Annotated in this window: 11 protein-coding genes, 16 tRNA genes and 3 rRNA genes; 1 reads left to right on the forward strand and 29 read right to left on the reverse strand. The window is 43.0% G+C overall.

The features are described 5' to 3' along the window. Positions 1-5 precede the first annotated feature (5 nt). The 28 genes from IGI64_RS07990 to dnaE form a co-directional block, all read right to left on the reverse strand. Positions 6-977 (reverse strand): PhoH family protein, encoded by a 972-nt coding sequence (locus IGI64_RS07990; RefSeq protein WP_016625716.1) that lies wholly within the window; start codon positions 975-977, stop codon positions 6-8. A 254-nt stretch (positions 978-1,231) separates the two neighbouring features. Then, positions 1,232-1,316, reverse strand: a tRNA-Leu gene (locus IGI64_RS07995). Between the two features lie 18 nt (positions 1,317-1,334). Next, positions 1,335-1,406, reverse strand: a tRNA-Gln gene (locus tag IGI64_RS08000). 16 nt (positions 1,407-1,422) lie between these two features. After that, positions 1,423-1,495 (reverse strand) — tRNA-His (locus tag IGI64_RS08005). 61 nt (positions 1,496-1,556) lie between these two features. Next, positions 1,557-1,641, reverse strand: a tRNA-Leu gene (locus IGI64_RS08010). A 23-nt stretch (positions 1,642-1,664) separates the two neighbouring features. Further along, positions 1,665-1,735 (reverse strand) — tRNA-Cys (locus tag IGI64_RS08015). Between the two features lie 32 nt (positions 1,736-1,767). After that, positions 1,768-1,839: transfer RNA gene (locus IGI64_RS08020), tRNA-Gln, on the reverse strand. A gap of 13 nt (positions 1,840-1,852) precedes the next feature. After that, positions 1,853-1,925 (reverse strand) — tRNA-His (locus IGI64_RS08025). Between the two features lie 2 nt (positions 1,926-1,927). Continuing rightward, a tRNA-Trp gene (locus tag IGI64_RS08030) sits at positions 1,928-2,001 on the reverse strand. A 6-nt stretch (positions 2,002-2,007) separates the two neighbouring features. Continuing rightward, a tRNA-Tyr gene (locus IGI64_RS08035) sits at positions 2,008-2,088 on the reverse strand. Position 2,089: 1 nt separating this feature from the next. After that, positions 2,090-2,165: transfer RNA gene (locus tag IGI64_RS08040), tRNA-Phe, on the reverse strand. 40 nt (positions 2,166-2,205) lie between these two features. After that, a tRNA-Asp gene (locus tag IGI64_RS08045) sits at positions 2,206-2,278 on the reverse strand. A gap of 9 nt (positions 2,279-2,287) precedes the next feature. Beyond that, a tRNA-Val gene (locus IGI64_RS08050) sits at positions 2,288-2,360 on the reverse strand. A gap of 16 nt (positions 2,361-2,376) precedes the next feature. Next, a tRNA-Glu gene (locus tag IGI64_RS08055) sits at positions 2,377-2,448 on the reverse strand. A 13-nt stretch (positions 2,449-2,461) separates the two neighbouring features. After that, positions 2,462-2,550 (reverse strand) — tRNA-Ser (locus tag IGI64_RS08060). A gap of 45 nt (positions 2,551-2,595) precedes the next feature. Continuing rightward, positions 2,596-2,669: transfer RNA gene (locus IGI64_RS08065), tRNA-Asn, on the reverse strand. A gap of 9 nt (positions 2,670-2,678) precedes the next feature. Then, positions 2,679-2,794: ribosomal RNA gene (gene rrf, locus IGI64_RS08070) — 5S ribosomal RNA — on the reverse strand. A 77-nt stretch (positions 2,795-2,871) separates the two neighbouring features. Then, a 23S ribosomal RNA gene (locus IGI64_RS08075) occupies positions 2,872-5,785 on the reverse strand. A 177-nt stretch (positions 5,786-5,962) separates the two neighbouring features. After that, positions 5,963-6,035: transfer RNA gene (locus IGI64_RS08080), tRNA-Ala, on the reverse strand. A gap of 78 nt (positions 6,036-6,113) precedes the next feature. Beyond that, positions 6,114-7,673, reverse strand: a 16S ribosomal RNA gene (locus IGI64_RS08085). The 16S, 23S and 5S rRNA genes sit together here with 16 tRNA genes alongside, the layout of an rRNA operon. 673 nt (positions 7,674-8,346) lie before the next feature. Next, the gene (locus IGI64_RS08090; protein WP_016623592.1) at positions 8,347-9,852 is read right to left on the reverse strand and encodes a HAMP domain-containing sensor histidine kinase; all 1,506 of its coding nucleotides are present in this window, start codon (positions 9,850-9,852) and stop codon (positions 8,347-8,349) included. Continuing rightward, positions 9,849-10,535, reverse strand: a complete 687-nt coding sequence (locus IGI64_RS08095; protein ID WP_002290973.1) for a response regulator transcription factor — start codon at positions 10,533-10,535, stop codon at positions 9,849-9,851. The genes IGI64_RS08090 and IGI64_RS08095 overlap by 4 nt, the downstream gene beginning before the upstream one ends. A 187-nt stretch (positions 10,536-10,722) precedes the next feature. Continuing rightward, the gene (gndA, locus tag IGI64_RS08100; protein ID WP_429940140.1) at positions 10,723-12,144 is read right to left on the reverse strand and encodes an NADP-dependent phosphogluconate dehydrogenase; all 1,422 of its coding nucleotides are present in this window, start codon (positions 12,142-12,144) and stop codon (positions 10,723-10,725) included. A gap of 172 nt (positions 12,145-12,316) precedes the next feature. After that, positions 12,317-12,496 (reverse strand): 50S ribosomal protein L32, encoded by a 180-nt coding sequence (gene rpmF / locus IGI64_RS08105; RefSeq protein WP_016623590.1) that lies wholly within the window; start codon positions 12,494-12,496, stop codon positions 12,317-12,319. 56 nt (positions 12,497-12,552) lie between these two features. Further along, a complete protein-coding gene (locus IGI64_RS08110) occupies positions 12,553-13,119 on the reverse strand; it encodes a YceD family protein (protein ID WP_429940141.1) in 567 nt (188 codons plus the stop codon). A 336-nt stretch (positions 13,120-13,455) separates the two neighbouring features. Continuing rightward, a complete protein-coding gene (gene pyk, locus IGI64_RS08115) occupies positions 13,456-15,240 on the reverse strand; it encodes a pyruvate kinase (RefSeq protein ID WP_016623587.1) in 1,785 nt (594 codons plus the stop codon). A gap of 78 nt (positions 15,241-15,318) precedes the next feature. Beyond that, the gene (pfkA, locus tag IGI64_RS08120; protein ID WP_016623586.1) at positions 15,319-16,281 is read right to left on the reverse strand and encodes a 6-phosphofructokinase; all 963 of its coding nucleotides are present in this window, start codon (positions 16,279-16,281) and stop codon (positions 15,319-15,321) included. Positions 16,282-16,449: 168 nt separating this feature from the next. Beyond that, positions 16,450-19,755 (reverse strand): DNA polymerase III subunit alpha, encoded by a 3,306-nt coding sequence (gene dnaE, locus IGI64_RS08125; RefSeq protein ID WP_429940142.1) that lies wholly within the window; start codon positions 19,753-19,755, stop codon positions 16,450-16,452. Between the two features lie 258 nt (positions 19,756-20,013). Here dnaE and IGI64_RS08130 point away from each other — a divergent pair, with 258 nt between their 5' ends. Beyond that, positions 20,014-20,202 (forward strand): YjzD family protein, encoded by a 189-nt coding sequence (locus tag IGI64_RS08130; protein WP_016623584.1) that lies wholly within the window; start codon positions 20,014-20,016, stop codon positions 20,200-20,202. Positions 20,203-20,246: 44 nt separating this feature from the next. Here IGI64_RS08130 and IGI64_RS08135 read toward each other — a convergent pair whose 3' ends face one another. Further along, positions 20,247-21,443: a multidrug efflux MFS transporter gene (locus IGI64_RS08135; protein WP_429940143.1), complete on the reverse strand. Its 1,197-nt coding sequence runs from the start codon at positions 21,441-21,443 to the stop codon at positions 20,247-20,249. Between the last annotated feature and the right edge of the window lie 40 nt (positions 21,444-21,483).

Raw genomic sequence — 21,483 nt, forward strand, 5'->3', positions numbered from 1 at the left:
AAAGCCTATTCTTTGTGCAGATCCGCTTTCTCGTACGCCTCAATGATTTGAGCCACTACGGGATGTCGTACCACATCACTTGCTTCAAAGTTGACAAAATCGATTTTTTTGATTGATTTCAATGTTCGTTCTGCATGTACCAACCCGCTAGTTGTTCCTCGAGGCAGGTCGATTTGACTCGTATCTCCATTAACGATCATCTTGGATTGATAGCCTAAACGTGTCAAAAACATCTTCATCTGTGCAATCGTTGTATTTTGTGCTTCATCTAAAATAACAAATGCGTCATCTAATGTCCGGCCGCGCATATAGGCAAGAGGTGCAATCTCGATAACGCCTCTTTCCATCAAGCGATTCGTATGTTCTAAACCAAAGATTTGATACAACGCATCATAGACAGGTCGAAGATAAGGATCGACTTTTTCTTTAAGGTCTCCCGGCAAAAATCCTAAGTTTTCGCCAGCTTCAACCGCTGGACGAGTCAAAATGATTTTTTGGACTTCCCCTTTTTTCAATGCAGAAACAGCAAGGACTACCGCTAAGAACGTTTTCCCTGTTCCTGCTGGTCCTATACCGAAGACGACATCATGCGTTTTGACCGCTTCGACGTATTTCTTTTGTCCGCTGTTTTTTACGCGGATAGGTGTGCCTTTTTTGTCTTTCACGATTTCTTCTTCATACATTTCGATAAATGAACTTAGTGTCCCTTTTTGTGCCATTTTCAATGCAGTAACGATATCCGGCGTGTGGATATGGATACCTCGTTTAATCAATTCTTGCAGTGCACGGATCACTTTATCTGCTAAAGCTGCCTGGTCCTTTTCTCCTAAGATCTGGATCATTTCGCCGCGTGTGTTGATCGTTGTTTCTGTTGTTTCCTCGATCAATTTGATATGTTTATCATGTGTTCCTAAAAGCATGCTGATATCGTCAGCAGCTGTTAATCTAATTTCTAAAGAAACAGATTCTTCTGTCAAATATAGACATCTCCTTTATTCAGAATACTTTCTTATTTTACCATATACGAACGAAACTATATAGCAAATAAAAAAAGAGACAAAAAATACGGCTGATTTGAGATCCGCTGTATTTTTTGTCGTTTTGTTTGCTGCTTTTTTCAGCTCTTTATTACGGTATTTGACCATTCAGTAAGGAAACAAATACTTTCCTTGAAATATACATAAAACTAAAAAAGTATCAATCTGTTAAGATTGATACTTCAATAATATGATACCGGCGGCCGGGGTCGAACCGGCACGCCCTTAACGGGCACTGGATTTTGAGTCCAGCGCGTCTGCCAATTCCGCCACGCCGGCATAAAAATTATTTGGAAACTGGGGTAGCTGGATTCGAACCAACGCATGAGGGAGTCAAAGTCCCTTGCCTTACCGCTTGGCTATACCCCAATAATAAAAACTGAAGGGCGACCGATGGGAATCGAACCCACGAGTGCCGGAGCCACAATCCGGTGCGTTAACCACTTCGCCACGGTCGCCATAATACTAATCAACCTAATCATACTCAATAAAAAAATAAGATGAATTCATCTTATTTAATACCGGCGGCCGGGGTCGAACCGGCACGCCCTCAACGGGCACTGGATTTTGAGTCCAGCGCGTCTGCCAATTCCGCCACGCCGGCATGTTAAGGTTATATTAGTACTAAGGCGGTAACCGGATTTGAACCGGTGATGAAGGTTTTGCAGACCTCTGCCTTACCACTTGGCTATACCGCCACTATTTAAAACATTCTATAAAATTATAGAAACTGGGGTAGCTGGATTCGAACCAACGCATGAGGGAGTCAAAGTCCCTTGCCTTACCGCTTGGCTATACCCCAATAAAAACTAAAGGGCGACCGATGGGAATCGAACCCACGAGTGCCGGAGCCACAATCCGGTGCGTTAACCACTTCGCCACGGTCGCCATGGCAGGGGCAGCAGGAATTGAACCCACACTAACGGTTTTGGAGACCGCTGTTCTACCTTTAAACTATGCCCCTATTAAATGGAGGAGAGTGGATTCGAACCACTGAACCCTAAGGAACGGATTTACAGTCCGTCGCGTTTAGCCACTTCGCTACTCCTCCATGGTGGCGCGGGACAGAATCGAACTGCCGACACACGGAGCTTCAATCCGTTGCTCTACCAACTGAGCTACCGCGCCAATATAGAAATATTATATTATCATAATTGAATATAAATGACGGTTCCGACGGGAATCGAACCCGCGATCTCCTGCGTGACAGGCAGGCATGTTAACCCCTACACCACGGAACCAAATCATTATGGAGGTTAACGGGATCGAACCGCTGACCCTCTGCTTGTAAGGCAGATGCTCTCCCAGCTGAGCTAAACCTCCAGTTTTATTCAATTAATGACCCGTACGGGATTCGAACCCGTGTTACCGCCGTGAAAGGGCGGTGTCTTAACCGCTTGACCAACGGGCCAGTTAAGTTGTTACGGAGAGTAAGGGATTCGAACCCTTGAGACAGTGTTAACCATCTACATGATTTCCAATCATGCTCCTTCGGCCTCTCGGACAACTCTCCAGAGAAAAAGAAGCTCATTACTCTTTTCTCACTTTTATATGAGAACTCCGGCAGTAGGACTCGAACCTACGACATCATGATTAACAGTCATGCGCTACTACCAACTGAGCTATGCCGGAATGTTACCAGCATGGCGACGTCCTACTCTCACAAGGGGCAACCCCTCACTACAATCGGCGCTAAGAAGCTTAACTTCTGTGTTCGGCATGGTTACAGGTGTATCCTTCTTGCTATCGCCACCACACTAGTGGTTGTCTATATGAATGAATTCCCTCACTCAAAACTGGATTTGAAGTAAAAACTCTTACCGAGTTTTTCATTTTGGTTAAGTCCTCGATCGATTAGTATCAGTCCGCTCCATACATCACTGTACTTCCACTCCTGACCTATCTACCTGATCATCTCTCAGGGATCTTACTTTCTTAAAGAAATGGGAAATCTCATCTTGAGGTGGGCTTCACACTTAGATGCTTTCAGCGTTTATCCCTTCCCTACATAGCTACCCAGCAATGCCCTTGGCAGAACAACTGGTACACCAGCGGTAAGTCCATCCCGGTCCTCTCGTACTAAGGACAGCTCCTCTCAAATTTCCAACGCCCGCGACGGATAGGGACCGAACTGTCTCACGACGTTCTGAACCCAGCTCGCGTGCCGCTTTAATGGGCGAACAGCCCAACCCTTGGGACCGACTACAGCCCCAGGATGCGACGAGCCGACATCGAGGTGCCAAACCTCCCCGTCGATGTGGACTCTTGGGGGAGATAAGCCTGTTATCCCCAGGGTAGCTTTTATCCGTTGAGCGATGGCCCTTCCATGCGGAACCACCGGATCACTAAGCCCGACTTTCGTCCCTGCTCGACTTGTTGGTCTCGCAGTCAAGCTCCCTTTTGCCTTTACACTCTTCGAATGATTTCCAACCATTCTGAGGGAACCTTTGGGCGCCTCCGTTACCTTTTAGGAGGCGACCGCCCCAGTCAAACTGCCCATCTGACACTGTCTCCCACCACGATCAGTGGTGCGGGTTAGAGTGGCCATAACGCAAGGGTAGTATCCCACCAGCGCCTCCATCGAAACTAGCGTTCCGATTTCTACGGCTCCTACCTATCCTGTACATGCGGTACAGACACTCAATATCAAACTACAGTAAAGCTCCATGGGGTCTTTCCGTCCTGTCGCGGGTAACCTGCATCTTCACAGGTACTAAAATTTCACCGAGTCTCTCGTTGAGACAGTGCCCAAATCGTTACGCCTTTCGTGCGGGTCGGAACTTACCCGACAAGGAATTTCGCTACCTTAGGACCGTTATAGTTACGGCCGCCGTTTACTGGGGCTTCAATTCGTACCTTCGCATACGCTAAGCACTCCTCTTAACCTTCCAGCACCGGGCAGGCGTCAGCCCCTATACTTCATCTTACGATTTTGCAGAGACCTGTGTTTTTGATAAACAGTCGCTTGGGCCTATTCACTGCGGCTGATCGAAGATCAGCACCCCTTCTCCCGAAGTTACGGGGTCATTTTGCCGAGTTCCTTAACGAGAGTTCTCTCGCTCACCTTAGGATTCTCTCCTCGACTACCTGTGTCGGTTTGCGGTACGGGCCGTTGTTTTCTCACTAGAAGCTTTTCTCGGCAGTGTGACATCAGGAACTTCGGTACTATTATTTCCCTCCCCATCACAGCTTGTCCTTAGAAAAAGAAGCATTTGACTCCTCTTAAGACTTGCTGCTTGGACAGACATTTCCGATCGTCTGCATTCCTTAGCCTCCTGCGTCCCTCCATTGCTCAAACAAAAACAACGGGTACAGGAATATCAACCTGTTGTCCATCGCCTACGCCTGTCGGCCTCGGCTTAGGTCCCGACTAACCCTGGGCGGACGAGCCTTCCCCAGGAAACCTTAGTCATTCGGTGGACAGGATTCTCACCTGTCTTTCGCTACTCATACCGGCATTCTCACTTCTAAGCGCTCCAGCAGTCCTCACGATCTGCCTTCAACGCCCTTAGAACGCTCTCCTACCATGATACCTAAAGGTATCATCCACAGCTTCGGTAATATGTTTAGCCCCGGTACATTTTCGGCGCAGGGTCACTCGACTAGTGAGCTATTACGCACTCTTTAAATGGTGGCTGCTTCTAAGCCAACATCCTAGTTGTCTGTGCAACCCCACATCCTTTTCCACTTAACATATATTTTGGGACCTTAGCTGGTGGTCTGGGCTGTTTCCCTTTCGACTATGGATCTTATCACTCACAGTCTGACTCCCGGATATAAATGAATGGCATTCGGAGTTTATCTGAATTCGGTAACCCGAGATGGGCCCCTAGTCCAAACAGTGCTCTACCTCCATCATTCTTTCTTCCGAGGCTAGCCCTAAAGCTATTTCGGAGAGAACCAGCTATCTCCAAGTTCGTTTGGAATTTCTCCGCTACCCACACCTCATCCCCGCACTTTTCAACGTACGTGGGTTCGGTCCTCCAGTGCGTTTTACCGCACCTTCAACCTGGACATGGGTAGATCACATGGTTTCGGGTCTACGACTACATACTCAATCGCCCTATTCAGACTCGCTTTCGCTGCGGCTCCGTCTCTTCAACTTAACCTCGCATGCAATCGTAACTCGCCGGTTCATTCTACAAAAGGCACGCCATCACCCATTAACGGGCTTTGACTTGTTGTAGGCACACGGTTTCAGGTTCTATTTCACTCCCCTTCCGGGGTGCTTTTCACCTTTCCCTCACGGTACTGGTTCACTATCGGTCACTAGGGAGTATTTAGCCTTGGGAGATGGTCCTCCCGGATTCCGACGGAATTCCTCGTGTTCCGCCGTACTCAGGATCCTCCTAGGTGCTTTCCAAATTTTGTCTACGGGGCTTTCACCCTCTTTGACTGACTTTTCCAAGTCATTCGACTATCTGAAAAAACTACCATATCGGAGTCCTACAACCCCAGCAAGCAAGCTTGCTGGTTTGGGCTTTTCCCGTTTCGCTCGCCGCTACTCAGGGAATCGAATTTTCTTTCTCTTCCTGCAGGTACTTAGATGTTTCAGTTCTCTGCGTCTACCTCGAATGCGCTATGTATTCACGCAAACGTAACATCCTATAAAAGATGTTGGGTTCCCCCATTCGGAAATCTCTGGATCAAAGCTTACGTACAGCTCCCCAAAGCATATCGGTGTTAGTCCCGTCCTTCATCGGCTCCTAGTGCCAAGGCATCCACCGTGCGCCCTTATTCACTTAACCTTAATCAACCTTTCGGTTGGGTTTTGATCGTTACTTCTAGCGATAGAAGATGGATCAAGAAAATAAGCAATTGAACTTATTAAAAAACTCATTCAACGCGGTGTTCTCGGTTTTGTTACAATTTTTACTTCAATATCCAGTTTTCAATGAGCAAACTATAACAACTTTCGTTGTTAATGGAGCCTAGCGGGATCGAACCGCTGACCTCCTGCGTGCAAAGCAGGCGCTCTCCCAGCTGAGCTAAGGCCCCAGATGATTCAATTGAGAGTAAACCTCTCAAAACTGAACAAAGTATCGACGAATGTGTAGTCTCCGTAATATTCCTTAGAAAGGAGGTGATCCAGCCGCACCTTCCGATACGGCTACCTTGTTACGACTTCACCCCAATCATCTATCCCACCTTAGGCGGCTGGCTCCAAAAGGTTACCTCACCGACTTCGGGTGTTACAAACTCTCGTGGTGTGACGGGCGGTGTGTACAAGGCCCGGGAACGTATTCACCGCGGCGTGCTGATCCGCGATTACTAGCGATTCCGGCTTCATGTAGGCGAGTTGCAGCCTACAATCCGAACTGAGAGAAGCTTTAAGAGATTCGCTTAGCCTTGCGACTTCGCAACTCGTTGTACTTCCCATTGTAGCACGTGTGTAGCCCAGGTCATAAGGGGCATGATGATTTGACGTCATCCCCACCTTCCTCCGGTTTGTCACCGGCAGTCTTGCTAGAGTGCCCAACTGAATGATGGCAACTAACAATAAGGGTTGCGCTCGTTGCGGGACTTAACCCAACATCTCACGACACGAGCTGACGACAACCATGCACCACCTGTCACTTTGCCCCCGAAGGGGAAGCTCTATCTCTAGAGTGGTCAAAGGATGTCAAGACCTGGTAAGGTTCTTCGCGTTGCTTCGAATTAAACCACATGCTCCACCGCTTGTGCGGGCCCCCGTCAATTCCTTTGAGTTTCAACCTTGCGGTCGTACTCCCCAGGCGGAGTGCTTAATGCGTTAGCTGCAGCACTGAAGGGCGGAAACCCTCCAACACTTAGCACTCATCGTTTACGGCGTGGACTACCAGGGTATCTAATCCTGTTTGCTCCCCACGCTTTCGAGCCTCAGCGTCAGTTACAGACCAGAGAGCCGCCTTCGCCACTGGTGTTCCTCCATATATCTACGCATTTCACCGCTACACATGGAATTCCACTCTCCTCTTCTGCACTCAAGTCTCCCAGTTTCCAATGACCCTCCCCGGTTGAGCCGGGGGCTTTCACATCAGACTTAAGAAACCGCCTGCGCTCGCTTTACGCCCAATAAATCCGGACAACGCTTGCCACCTACGTATTACCGCGGCTGCTGGCACGTAGTTAGCCGTGGCTTTCTGGTTAGATACCGTCAAGGGATGAACAGTTACTCTCATCCTTGTTCTTCTCTAACAACAGAGTTTTACGATCCGAAAACCTTCTTCACTCACGCGGCGTTGCTCGGTCAGACTTTCGTCCATTGCCGAAGATTCCCTACTGCTGCCTCCCGTAGGAGTCTGGGCCGTGTCTCAGTCCCAGTGTGGCCGATCACCCTCTCAGGTCGGCTATGCATCGTTGCCTTGGTGAGCCGTTACCTCACCAACTAGCTAATGCACCGCGGGTCCATCCATCAGCGACACCCGAAAGCGCCTTTCAAATCGGAAACATGCGTTTCTGATTGTTATACGGTATTAGCACCTGTTTCCAAGTGTTATCCCCTTCTGATGGGCAGGTTACCCACGTGTTACTCACCCGTTCGCCACTCTTTTTCTTTCGGTGAAGCAAGCTTCGGTGAAAGAAAAAGCGTACGACTTGCATGTATTAGGCACGCCGCCAGCGTTCGTCCTGAGCCAGGATCAAACTCTCATAAAAAGTTCGAAACAATCTTGCGATTGTTAAGCTCAAAAATTGTTTGCTAGCATATTGCTTGCTTTTAAAAATGTTTGTTGTTCTTGATCGAATCAAGAACGCCCTACACATTTGGTTCGTCTTACTTTGTTCAGTTTTCAAAGGTCTACTTTGTCTCATCCGACAACTATTTAATCTTAACATTTTCTTAAGAAGTTGTCAACAAGTTTTTTTATTTTTATTTCTTCGTTTGTTTAACGACTTTGTTATATTATCATCTCTCGAAATGTTTGTCAACAAGTTTTTTAACTTGTTTTTCTAAGCTTTTCAATGAATGATTTCTTTAACAACTCCGTTATTTTATCATGAAGTTCCAGAAGCGTCAACTACTATTTTTAAAAAATTTCAATTAAATAAAATGTTTAAAATTTCGTTTCTTTCGTTTTGGAACAAATATTAATATAGCAATCTCTATTATAAATTGCAACAAAAAAAACCATTTTTTTCAGCCTTTTTTTCAAATGCGAACATTCAAACTTTTTCTAAAATTTTTGTTCTTTATTTTATCAAATAATTCTCCCTTTCCTCTCCTATTATTCTTGGATAGTTCGTGCTGTATTTTTGTAAGGAAAACAAAAAATAGACCAGCTGACTTATTTGTCTGCTGGTCTATTTTTATTGTAACTAATTAGTCTATCTATTTTTCTGCTTTTTTGGCAATTGGTATGAAGATACGGAAAATCGTCCCTTGTCCAACGACGCTTTCAGCGACGATTCGGCCTTTATAATTTTCTACTAGTTGTTTTGCAATAGAAAGCCCTAATCCGTTTCCGCCTTTTGTTCGCGCACGTGCTTTGTCTACTCGATAGAAGCGGTTAAAGATTCTTTTCAGGTCATCTGGTGCGATTCCTTCACCAAAGTCTTGGATAGCTATCTCAAATTCACTCAATGTAGAGGAGATCGAAATGTGGACTTCTTTTCTATTAGTAGAATATTTCACTGCATTATCCAAAATAATGATGATCAACTGCTCAAAGTGATTGCGATATATCTGCAAGGTCAATTCCTTGGTTAAATCGTCATCGAGTGTAATCACATAATCAGGATATAAAATCTTGAAGTTATTATACACTTGATAAGTTACTTCTTTTGCTTTCGCTGTTTCATTAGCATAATGGATATCGACTTGTTCTGCTCTAGACAAATCCAGCATTTCTTGCACTAAGCTTTTCATTCGGCTGATTTCCTGCATGCTGGCACTTAATGATTCTTCTAAGATTTCAGGATCATCTTTCCCCCAGCGGTTCAATAAACTTAAATGTCCTTCAATGATTGCTACAGGTGTCCGCAGTTCATGAGAAACATCTTCGACAAATTGTTCCTGCTGTTCAATATACAAACGCATGCGGTCCAACATCTCATTAAAGATTTCTGCCAAATCTGCTAATTCATCATTTGTGTCTATTTCCGGCATATGGATATCGGATTGCGGATTTTTCCGGATCGTTTCCATCGTGTCTCTTAGTACTTTCAATGGTTTCAAGAAATAAGAAGATAAAAAGAATCCTAAAATACTGCTTAATATCAAAGAAACGACTTCTAGAATGATCAGCGTTAAAAGCAACCGGTTTCGAATATCATAAAAAGAAGACAATTCATAAAAGCTTTGCGCGTACCCGATTTTTTCTCTGGTTCCTTTTGAATAAATCGGCTGGATAGACAGAAACCCTGTCTTGCCTTCCAGATTAACGATAGTCGGGACTTTTCTTTCCGTTTGGATCAAATCTTTATCTTTGTCCTGCGTCTTGAATATCAGCTCTTCTTCTAAATTATAAATGTATAAATCCAATGAGGGCTGTCCAAGCTCAGAGATAAAAGAATCCAACTCCATCAATTCGCCTTCCATGACGGTCGTTTTATCATCGATATTATTGGTGTCTTTTGTATTGTTCGTTAGGTACTTGTAGGTTGTTTCCGGTGTTAGTTCTTCTTCTGAATTTGCCAAACGAGACGTAAGTTCTGAGATCGTCCGTTCGACATTGTTTCTTTCTTTCGCTACAATCAAATTAATTGATGATTTATACGTAATTACCGCGAAGATCGTAAATACTACAAATATAAAGAAAGAACTCGCAAAGGCCCACTTGATAGTCAAGGAGGGCCCTTTCAGTTCTCTTTTTTTAGAATTGGTTTTATTTATCACGAGCGCATCACATATCCTGTACCGCGGACAGTTTGAATATAGCTTTCTTCTCCGGGTACATCGATTTTGTTACGCAGGTATCGGATATAAACATCTACGACATTGGTTTCTACTTCTGTCTCATATCCCCATACTTTGTTAAGTAAAACATCACGGGCTAATACCACATTGACATTTTCCATCAAAGTCAAAAGCAATTCGTATTCGCGTTTTGTCAATTCAATGACTTCATTGCCTCTGCGTACGACACGGTTTTCTTTTTCAATCGTTAAGTCGCGGTAAGTGATCGTTGTTTGTTTTGCTACGTTTTTATCCCCTTCGATATCGATTCGGCGAAGCAAAGCACGCAAACGAGCTAAAAGCTCCTCGATAGCAAATGGTTTGACGATATAATCGTCAGCTCCATGATCTAGACCAGATACACGGTCGATTACTGAGTCTCTCGCAGTCATCATGATGATTGGTGTATTCTTTACTTGACGGACACGGCGGCACACTTCCAGCCCATTTAATTCAGGAAGCATCAAATCCAGCAAGATCGCATCCCATTCATTATTCAATGCTGCATCTAATCCAGTACGGCCATTGTAGTGGACTTCTGCATTGTAGCCTTCATGTTTCAATTCCAACTCGACAAAGCGAGCTAAGTTCTTTTCATCTTCAATGATTAGAATATTACTCATTTATTTTTGTATCCTTTCTCTCTGAGAGGTTTTTAAAACTCTATAATTATAACGGTTATTTGCTTAAAAATCTATAGTCATTTTATCATGAAATACTATTTTAAAAAAGAGCTGAAGTCTAAGAAGGTTCGTCGACTTCAGCTCTGCTGCTTTTTTCAGTTTTAATCCTCAGAAAAACGGATGCGGATTACTCTTCGTTATACCAAGAATAGTGGTAGATTCCTTCTTTGTCTACGCGTTCATAAGTATGAGCGCCGAAGTAATCACGTTGCGCTTGGATGATGTTTGCTGGCAAACGTTCTGCACGATAAGAATCAAAATAAGCAATTGCTGAAGAGAAAGTAGGAACTGGAACGCCTGCTTGAACAGCTAAAGCAACAACATCTCTTACAGATTGCTGGTATTTCTTCGTGATTTCTACGAAGTAATCATCTAACAATAAGTTTTCGATATCTGGTTGTTTATCATAGGCATCCGTGATTTTTTGCAAGAAACGAGCGCGGATGATGCATCCTGCACGCCAGATTTTTGCGATGTCGCCGAATGGAAGATCCCAGTCGAATTCTTTGGAAGCAACGCGTAATTGAGCAAATCCTTGCGCGTAACTCATGATTTTGCTGAAGTATAATGCTTCACGAATTTTTTCTACAAGCTCTTTTTTGTCTCCTTCAAATTGGAACTGCTCTGGTTTTGGAAGGATCTTGCTTGCTTGGACACGTTCTTCTTTGTAGGCAGAGATATAACGCGCAAAAACAGATTCAGTGATCAATGGTAATGGAACACCTAAATCTAGAGCGCTTTGGCTTGTCCATTTACCTGTTCCTTTATTACCGGCAGCATCAAGGATAACATCCACGATTGGCTTGCCTGTGCCTTCGTCATCTTTTCTTGTCATGATATCAGCCGTGATTTCGATTAGGTAGCTGTCTAATTCGCCTTGATTCCATTCTTTGAAGATCTCAGCCATTTCATCAACAGAAAGACCTAAGATATTTTTCATCAAGTCGTAAGATTCAGCAATCAGCTGCATATCACCGTATTCGATTCCGTTATGGACCATTTTTACATAATGTCCTGCACCGTTTGGACCGATGTATGTTACGCATGGCGCGCCATCTTCTGCTTTTGCAGAGATTTGTTCTAGAATTGGTGCAACTAGTTCATAGGCTTCTTTTTGTCCGCCAGGCATGATTGAAGGGCCTTTTAATGCACCTTCTTCACCGCCGGAAACACCTGTACCGATGAAGTTGATACCTGAGTTCGCTAACTCTTCATTACGGCGCATTGTGTCTTTAAAGAATGTATTCCCGCCGTCGATCAAGATATCGCCTTTGTCTAAGTGAGGCAACAACTCTTGGATCGTTGCGTCAGTCGCAGCTCCAGCTTTGACCATCAAAAGGATACGGCGCGGTTTCTCGATCGAGTTAACAAACTCCTCGATTGAATATGTGCCTTTAAAATTTTTATCTGGATGTTCTTCGATTACTGCTTGAGTTTTTGATCCTGTACGGTTGAACAGCGCAACAGAGTAGCCTCTGCTTTCGATATTCAATGCAAGATTTTTACCCATAACAGCCATACCGACAACACCAATTTGTTGTTTCGTCATCTGAATTCCTCCTACATCACTCACGGGGATAAATTTCCTTATCCACCTCATTATAGCCTAACATCTGCGGAAAGAAAACTAATTGCGAGCGACTATTCGCGATATTTTTCAAAAAATAAACCCCAAGGCTCCATGGTTAGCCTTGAGGTTTTACATTTTCTATTAAAATGTATTAAGCTTCTTTAGACATTACGTCCTTGCCATCGTAGTAACCGCAATTTGCACATACGTGATGGCTTTTTCTCATTTCACCACAGTTTGGACAAGCGTTTAATCCGTTGATAGTCAATTTGTAGTGTGTACGACGTTTTGCTTTTTTAGCTTTCGAAGTTCTTCTAGCTGGTACTGCCATTTTGTTACACCTCCTTGTAAAGTCATGTATCTAAATAGATACAATATATTCCAATCCTACTCTTTATCTTCATCCTCCACATTTTCTTGGAGAAGTTGGGATAATTTCGCAAGACGAGGATCTATTTTGGTTTCGGCTTCTTCCGCTTTGCGTCTTTGATATTCTTCTTCAGAAAGAACTTCCCAGTCTTCGCCTTTAGGAAGGTCGACTGCTTCTTGTTCTTCTTCTGTAAGAACTTGCATCGGAATCGCCAATAGAATATTGTCTTCGACGGATCTGATCAAATCGATTTGATTTCCTTCAATGATCAAGATTTCATCTGCGGACAAGTCATCTCTTGTTTGATACTGCTCGGCTGTCATAAAGACTTCATCTACAGAAAAGGATAGAGATAAGTCGACAGGCTGCAAGGAACGCGTCGATGGTACTGTGACGGTCGTCTGCACTGTATAATGAACAAGATAATCTTTTCTTTCTACAGAGATCAACCCTTCGACTTCGACCGGCGCAACATCTAGTATTAAATTATCACGTTTCATCAGAGATTCTTTTATATCGATTGTCTCTTTAAAAGTTAACGGTGTCTCTTGGTATTTTCTCAATTCCAGTAAAGACCATTTCATTATTCATCACCCCTAAGCAACAAAAGCAATTATACAGGGCAAAAACAAGCTTGTCAATGAAATTTTCTTGACACCTTCCACTAGCTTTCCGTTTGAAAAAATTTTACCGGAAAAACAGTGGTTTCTCTTCCTTTTCTATGGAAAAACATCGCTGTTCAAGCGGTACAGCTTTTCCAATAAAAGAGTCGGCAAAATACTGTCTCAATTGATCAATCCTGCTTAGAAGCGCCAAATACACTGCTTTTTTACTGTTATAAAAAAGAGGGTCGGACGTTGTGTCCAACCCTCTTTTATACATCAGTTATTCGATGTTCAAGAATCAATTGCAGCGTTCTATTAGATCGCTGTTGTTTCTCCACGGTAAACGATACCGCGACGTGAATCAACAGTTACTAATTCGCCGTCTTTGATTGTTGAAGTTGCTTCTTTAGCACCAACGATAACAGGGATATCTTGAGCGATACCAACAACTGCTGCGTGTGATGTCAAGCCGCCTTCTTCAACAATGACTGCTGCTGCTTTTTCGATAGCTGGCATATATTCTTTGTCTGTTGTTGGCACAACTAGAACCATACCATCTTTTGCTTTGCTGATTGCTTCTTCAGCTGATGAAGCTACGACTGCATTCGCAACAACAGATTTTTGTCCAACGCCTTGAGCTTCTAATAATTTAGAGCCAATCATTTGGATTTTCATTACGTTTGTTGTTCCGCGTTCACCAACTGGTACACCAGCAGTGATCAAGATCAAGTCGCCTTCTGAAGCGAAACCTAGTTCAACAGCTTTTTTAGCTGCTAATTCAAACATTTCGTCAGTTGTTGATGGTTTTTCAGCAACTGTTGGGTATACGCCCCAGTTCAACATCAAACCGCGTTTTGTACGTTCGTCAAAAGTAACTGCCAAGATGTCAGCATCTGGACGGTATTTTGAGATCATTTTCGCAGTGTAGCCTGATTCAGTTGCAGCAACGATTGTTTTCACGCCTAAGTTTTTAGCAGCGCGTGCAACAGATAGACCGATTGTTTCAGTAACGTCTGTTTTATCGAATTCATTTAATTGGAATGTTCCTAATTCTGATAAAGCTTTTTCTGCTTCTTGGTCGATACGAGCCATTGTAGCAACTGATTCTACTGGGTAGTCCCCGTTTGCAGATTCACCTGACAACATTGTTGCATCTGTTCCGTCGAATACAGCATTGGCAACGTCAGAAGCTTCCGCACGTGTTGGACGTGGGTTTTCTTGCATTGATTCTAACATTTGTGTAGCTGTGATTACTGGGATACCAGCAGCGTTACATTTTTTGATGATACGTTTTTGAACCATTGGTACTAATTCAGCTGGAATCTCAACACCCATATCTCCACGAGCGATCATAACACCGTCAGAAACTTTGATGATTTCGTCGATGTTGTCGATACCTTCTTGAGATTCGATTTTAGGGAAGATTTGAACATGAGTCATGTCTTTTTCTTCTAAAATTTGACGGATGTCTAAAACGTCTTGTGCTTTACGTACAAAACTTGCAGCGATAAAGTCGATGTCGTTGTCTAAACCAAAACGGATATCGTCAGCATCTTTTTCTGTAATACCTGGCAAGCTGATTGATACGCCTGGTGCGTTAACACCTTTACGTGATCCTAGCATACCTGCATTTTTAACTTCTACGATCAATTCACGGTTAGCTTCGTCTTTTTCAATGATTTGCATGTCGATCAAGCCATCATCGAATAAGATATGTCCGCCTACATGAACGTCTTCAAATAATCCAGGGTAAGTAACAGCGATTTTTTCTTTTGAACCAACATGTTCTGGGTCCATAGAAATACGTGTTTGGTCGCCTACTTCAAATTTGATGTATCCTGCACGGCCGAAGTCAGCTTCAGTTGTTCCTTGAACAGTTGTACGGATTTCAGCACCTTTTGTATCTAAAAGAATACCAACATCTTTACCTGTTTTTTTCACAGCTTCACGAACCATTACCATACGTGATAATTGTTCTTCATGGTCACCATGTGAGAAGTTAAAACGAAAGACATTTGCTCCAGATTCAATCAATTTAGAAATAGTTTCTACTGAGTTACTTGCTGGTCCTAATGTACTAACGATTTTTGTTTTTTTCATTTACAAAACTCTCCCATTCAAATTAGTTTATTTAATGCCTTTTACAGCTTAAATAGCTTTTATCAGTTCTTCCATTGATTAAAATGAAAGTGAATTATTCAGATCATATAATGATAAATCTGGTTTGTGTTTGTTGTTTTCTAATGTATCAACGATATCAGATGCGATCACTTCATTGTCACGCATACCGACACACAATCCGCCTTTACCTTCTTGAAGCAATTCAACAGCATATGCGCCAAATTTACTTGCTAATACACGGTCGCGTGCGCTTGGTGAACCGCCACGTACAACGTGTCCTAAAATAGATACACGAGTATGGAAGTCGCCGTATTCTGAAAGTTTGTCAGCAAATTCATTACCGCCCATTACACCTTCAGCTAAAACGATCAAGCAATGTTTTTTACCGCGGTCGCGTCCTTCTCTGATTTTCTTAGCAACTTCTGCCATATCAAATTCATGTTCAGGGATGATGATTTCATCAGCACCGCCGGCCACACCTGACCATAAAGCGATATCGCCTGCTCCGCGTCCCATTACTTCGATCACGAATGTACGTACGTGTGAAGTCGCAGTATCACGAATGCGGTCGATTGATTCTAATACTGTATTGATTGCTGTATCAAAACCAATAGTGAAATCTGTACCTGGAATATCATTATCGATCGTTCCTGGAATACCTACTGCTGGGAAACCGCGTTTTGTCAACGCCATTGCTCCATGGTAAGATCCGTCTCCGCCGATTACGACTAAACCTTCGATACCGAATTTTTTCAATTGTTCAATACCTTTTAGTTGTCCTTCTTCTGTCGCAAATTCAGGATAACGTGCAGAGTACAAGAAAGTTCCTCCGCGTTGGATCTTGTCGCCTACGTCTGCAACATCTAAACGACGAATATCTCCAGCAACTAATCCGGCAAAACCATAATTGATCCCGTAAACTTCTAAACCTTCATAGATCCCTTTGCGGACTACTGCACGAACAGCCGCATTCATCCCAGGAGCGTCGCCGCCGCTGGTTAAAATTCCGATGCGTTTCATTAAACATTCACCTCATTAAAATACTTTATCCTAAGCTAGTAATGACTTAGGGAATAACCATTTTTGTCATAACCACGAGTAGTATTCTACCATTAAATTTCCGAAATGTCTTGAGTTATGAAGAAAAAAATGAAAAAAATGAAAACAAATGGTAGTTTTTACCGTAAGTTATTTGAAAACCACATTCTCTTCTTTTAATAGATAATGAAGCTGACGTTGTGAAGTCTGGCTGTCATTGACCCAAAAGTCTTTGGCAAGAGCCACTTTCCGATCGGTCGCTTCAAAAAATAAAATAACAGGTATGTGTCCCGGATGCTTCTTCAACAGCTCTCTCAGCCTTCTCATCACTTCTGGCTGATCGTTTTCTTGGGTGATTCTTAAATAGCAAGTGACATCTTTCAAATTGGTTTCCAGCACTTGCGGATCTGCGATTGTATCCCCAATAACTTGCATCTCTTGGTTGAACTTGCTGATCTCGCTTCTGCCTTCTACATAAATGACTTGATTCGGCTGCAGCTGCGCGCGCGCTTGCCGATACAGCTGCGGAAAGACGGTCACAGAGATTTCTCCCGTACTGTCTGTTCCTTCAACAAAAGCCATCAATTCCCCTTTTTTAGTCTTGATTTCTCGGACTTTACGGATATAAAGAAGCAGATGCAGCTGCTGATTCGGAATGATTTCTACTAATGGAGTGATTCTTTTCGCTAAGCGCAGTTTCTCAAATCCTTCAGTAGGATGACCAGACAGATAAACACCCAAATATTCTTCTTCCAGCTGTAATCGTTCTTCCAATGTATAATCAGGTTTTTCTTCTTTTTTCAATTCCATGATTCCTAACAAATCTTGGCTGCCGCCGCTGTATAAGACATTTTGGATTTTTCCTTCCAACTCGTCGATCAGCTGTTTGCGGTTTGGTTCCAGCTCATCGAATGCCCCAGAAGCTGCTAAAGGTTCAAGTACATCTTTTTTCAGCCAACGTTTGTCGATCCGGATCAAAAACTGGTCAAGGGAACGATAAGGCCCGTTTTCTTTTCTTTCATTAATGATTTCTTCTGCAAAATCTCTGCGAACTCCTTTGATAGCTGTCAGGCCAAAAAGAATCGTCTGCTTATCAAGCAATTCAAAACCATAGCGACTTTGATTGATTGAAGGTTGAAGCAAAGCAACATTATTTTTATGTGCTTCTGCGATATATTCTTTTAGTTTTTCAGTCGTATGTCGCGACGCATTCATCAAACTAGTGAAAAAAGCACCCGGATGATTGACTTTTAAATAAGCCATTTGAAAACCGACAAATGAATAGGCGAATGCATGGGATCGGTTAAATCCGTAATTGGCAAAGCGTTCGATATAATCGTAGACTTCCATTGCTTTGTCTTTTGCATACCCTTGCTTCTGTGCCCCTTCAACAAAATGCGCCCGTTCTTCGTCCAAGACTTCTTTTTTCTTTTTACTGATAGCACGACGCAAAATGTCTGCCTGTCCTAGTGTAAATCCAGCCATTTTTGAAGCGACTTGCATGATTTGTTCTTGGTAGACAATGACTCCGTACGTGTTTTTCAAAATCGGTTCTAATGAACGATCCGGATAGTCGATTGCTTCTTTTCCCTTTTTTCTGGCGATGAACATATCAATGTTTTGCATTGGTCCTGGACGGTATAACGCATTGACTGCAGCAATGTCTTCAATTGACTCGGGTTCCAGTCTGCGCAAGACATTTTTGATCCCTGCTGATTCAAATTGGAAAATACCGCTTGTCTCTCCTTTTTGGAAAAGCAGTAACGTTTTAGGATCGTTCAAGGGTATTTTTTTAAGTGCCAGTGTTTGGCCTTCTACACGTTTGATTGCTTTTAATGTGTTATCGATGATTGAAAGATTCTTCAACCCTAGAAAATCCATTTTCAATAAGCCCACTGCTTCAACATCGTTCATTGTATATTGAGTCAAGAAAATAGTATCCGAACCTTTTTGGAGCGGCACGTATTCCAATAGATTATGATCACTGATCACCACACCAGCTGCATGCGTGGATACATGCCGCGGCAAACCTTCCATATTACGCGCGACTTGGAACATCAGCTGATTTTTTTTACTGCTCTGTGCTAATTCAGCTAAACGAGCGGAACTTTGATACGCTTGAGACAACGTGATCTTCAATGTATTCGGCACAGCTTTCGCCCATTGGTTTGCTTCGCTTTGGGATAAACCAAACACACGAGCAACATCCCGCAGTACCATTTTGGCAGCCATCGTCCCAAAAGTAGCGATTTGAGCCATGTGGTATTGTCCGTATTTCTCTTTTACATAGTTCAAGAGTTCTTCACGACGATTATCTGGAATATCCAAATCAATATCAGGCATCGTATAGCGTTCGGGATTCAAGAAACGTTCAAACAGCAAATCATAGGCTAAAGGATCTACATCTGTGATAGCTAAGACATAGGCAACTAACGAACCCGCTGCTGAGCCTCGGCCTGCGCCGGTAACAATATTATTTTTATGAGCAAAAGCCATGACATCCCAAACGATCAAAAAGTAATCATCGAAACCCATGTCATGGATGACTTTCAGCTCATAATCCAAACGCTCTTGATACTTTTCTGTAAATCCTGGCACTCGTTTTTCTAATTGCATTTGACACAGCTTCTTCAAGAATCCGCCAGCCTCTTCGCCTTCAGCTAAAGGGTAATGCGGCAAGAGTTTTTGATGCAGCGGCAATTCACATTGCGCGGCTTGTGCGATGGAACGCGCGTTTTCTAACGCACGTTCCAGCTTTTCGCCTGTGAAGGCTGCCCGAAGTTCTTCCTGAGAAAACATATATAAGGAAGTTTTTTGATTTTCCGTCAATTCTTCTGCGGAAATCTGCGTACCGTTTTTTAAATGTTCCATGACGTCCAATGCCAAACGCTCTTCTTTTCGCAAAACAGCGATTGGATGCAGTGCACATAATTCAATGGATTCTTTTTCTAAAAAATCGAACCATTTGTCTTCTTCTGAAAAAGCCTCACCGGTGACACCTGCAAAAAATTGCGTTTCCGCAAATCGAGAACGAAGCAGCGCCCAATGTTCTGAAAAAGAGTCAGTTTCTGTTTCAAACCGAAGCGGGGTATCCGCTGGCAAAACAGCAATCAATTCCTCAGATTGCTGGATCTCTGACAGTGCGATTTCGCCTTCGATCATTTTTTTGCTGGATAGTTCCATCATAGACTGATAACCTAAATAGCTTTTAGCATAAAGAAGCAGTTCGTAGTCTGTTTCTTGGTATTTATAAGTCAAACTTATCCCGATGATCGGTTTAAGTCCTGCTTTCTTACTTTTTTGATAAAATTCAACTGCACCATGTAAGACATCTTTGTCTGTGATGGCAATCGAATCGTATCCCAATTCTTTGGCCTGCTGGATATAAGTATCGATTCTTATCGTACTTTGAAGCAGAGAATAGGCAGTCGTTGTCTGTAATTGTGGAAAAAACATCTTGCATTCCGCCTTTTTATTCGTTAAAATTCACTATCGTCAGAGGTTGCAAGAGAATCCGGTGTTCAGCGTACAGAGGAGCATATTCTTCTGCTGGTAAACGGTTCTCCTGATTTTGGATGTTCAGAGTTTCTTTATCCTAAAACAAACTGAAACTCTTTCTACAAAATATACCTCATTCTTCCGTTTTATCCCAGGGTCATTTCTTTACATTATTGAAAAATCTGGTAAACTTGATTTAGAAAAGAGGTGTTCTTCATGCGCTATATCGTTACATTAGTTTGGGCATTTATTTTGGGTCAGATCGTTGGTTATATCGGCGGAGCTTTGACACAAGGTTCATACGATTTTATGTTGACGACTATCGTTTCTTTAGTAGCTGGTATTATTGTTATTTTGATTGGTGCTGCTTGCGGTACAAAAGAAAAAGCCTCTGCACACTCATAAAAAAAGCAAACAGATTAGGCAAGATGCCTAGTCTGTTTTTTTTGCTAAAATTTCTGGCGAAGTATTTTCCTGAAGTTGAATAAAGAAAGACAAATGTTGGATAGAACAAAGAAGCTTGTCGCTAAGAATACTGCACTGTAACCAAAAGAATGTGCCACCGTAGAACCCAGCATTGGTCCGAAAACTTGTCCGAAGTTGCTGAACATTTGGTTATAACTGTAGACCCGGCTGACTCCTTCTGGCGGTGTGATCTTGCTGATAAGCGTATTGATGGAAGGCATCAGCGCTCCTGTAGAAAAACCCAAGATAAAACGCAAAACGCCTAATTGCAAAGGTGTCGTCACAAAAGCCATAGGGATATAACATAGGAAAGAAAGAACTAATCCGCCCAGCAATACTTTATGATTACCGATCTTATCCCCTAATTTCCCTAGTCTTGGCGAAGAAAATACTGCAGAAACCCCTGCGACTGATACGATCAGTCCGCTGACAAACAATACATTTTCTGTATTCCCGCTCAATTCGCGGATATATAAAGTCAAAATAGGACTAATACTTGTTACACCAATCTGAAGAATCAGCGTCGTTACAAACAAGCCAATCAAGATAGGCAGCTGATCCATTTTACCAAAGATTTCCCGCGTACTTAACAAATCTTTCTTTTCCACTGGATGAAAATCTTCTTTAACCATAAAAATCGTCAACAATGTAGTAACAAATAATACCACTCCTGTAATGATAAATACATTTTCCATTCCGAACCATTGTGCTAAAGCACCACCCATAGATGGACCGATCAAATTTCCAGCGATAGCCCCTGTCGATAATGTTCCTAAAGCCCAACCGCTTTTTTCTTTTGGCGCTTGTGACGCGATCATCGCCGTTGCATTAGGGATGTAACCAGACAATATCCCATTCAAAAAACGCATGATGAGCAGCCAGTAGACATTGGGTACAAATGCCAAAGAGCCCATCGTGATCGTCATCCCTGCTGCAGCGCGGATCATCATGATTTTTCGGCCTTTTCGATCGGCGAGGTTTCCCCAAACTGGCGCAACGATCGCCGCTGCAAATGCTGTGACAGAGATAGCCAGGCCAGAAAATAATTCGATTTGATCATGCGGCGTCCCTAAATTCTCAACATATACAGGAATAAACGGCATCACTAAACTAATACTTGAACCTGTAAAAAAGCAACCAATCCATGCAACAATCAAATTTTTCTTCCATTTAATCTCCATCGAATCCTCCCTCTTTCGTCTATTTAATCATACCCATTTT

It is taken from the genome of Enterococcus sp. DIV0210g, from assembly GCF_050559705.1.
Classification (GTDB): domain Bacteria; phylum Bacillota; class Bacilli; order Lactobacillales; family Enterococcaceae; genus Enterococcus_B; species Enterococcus_B faecalis_A.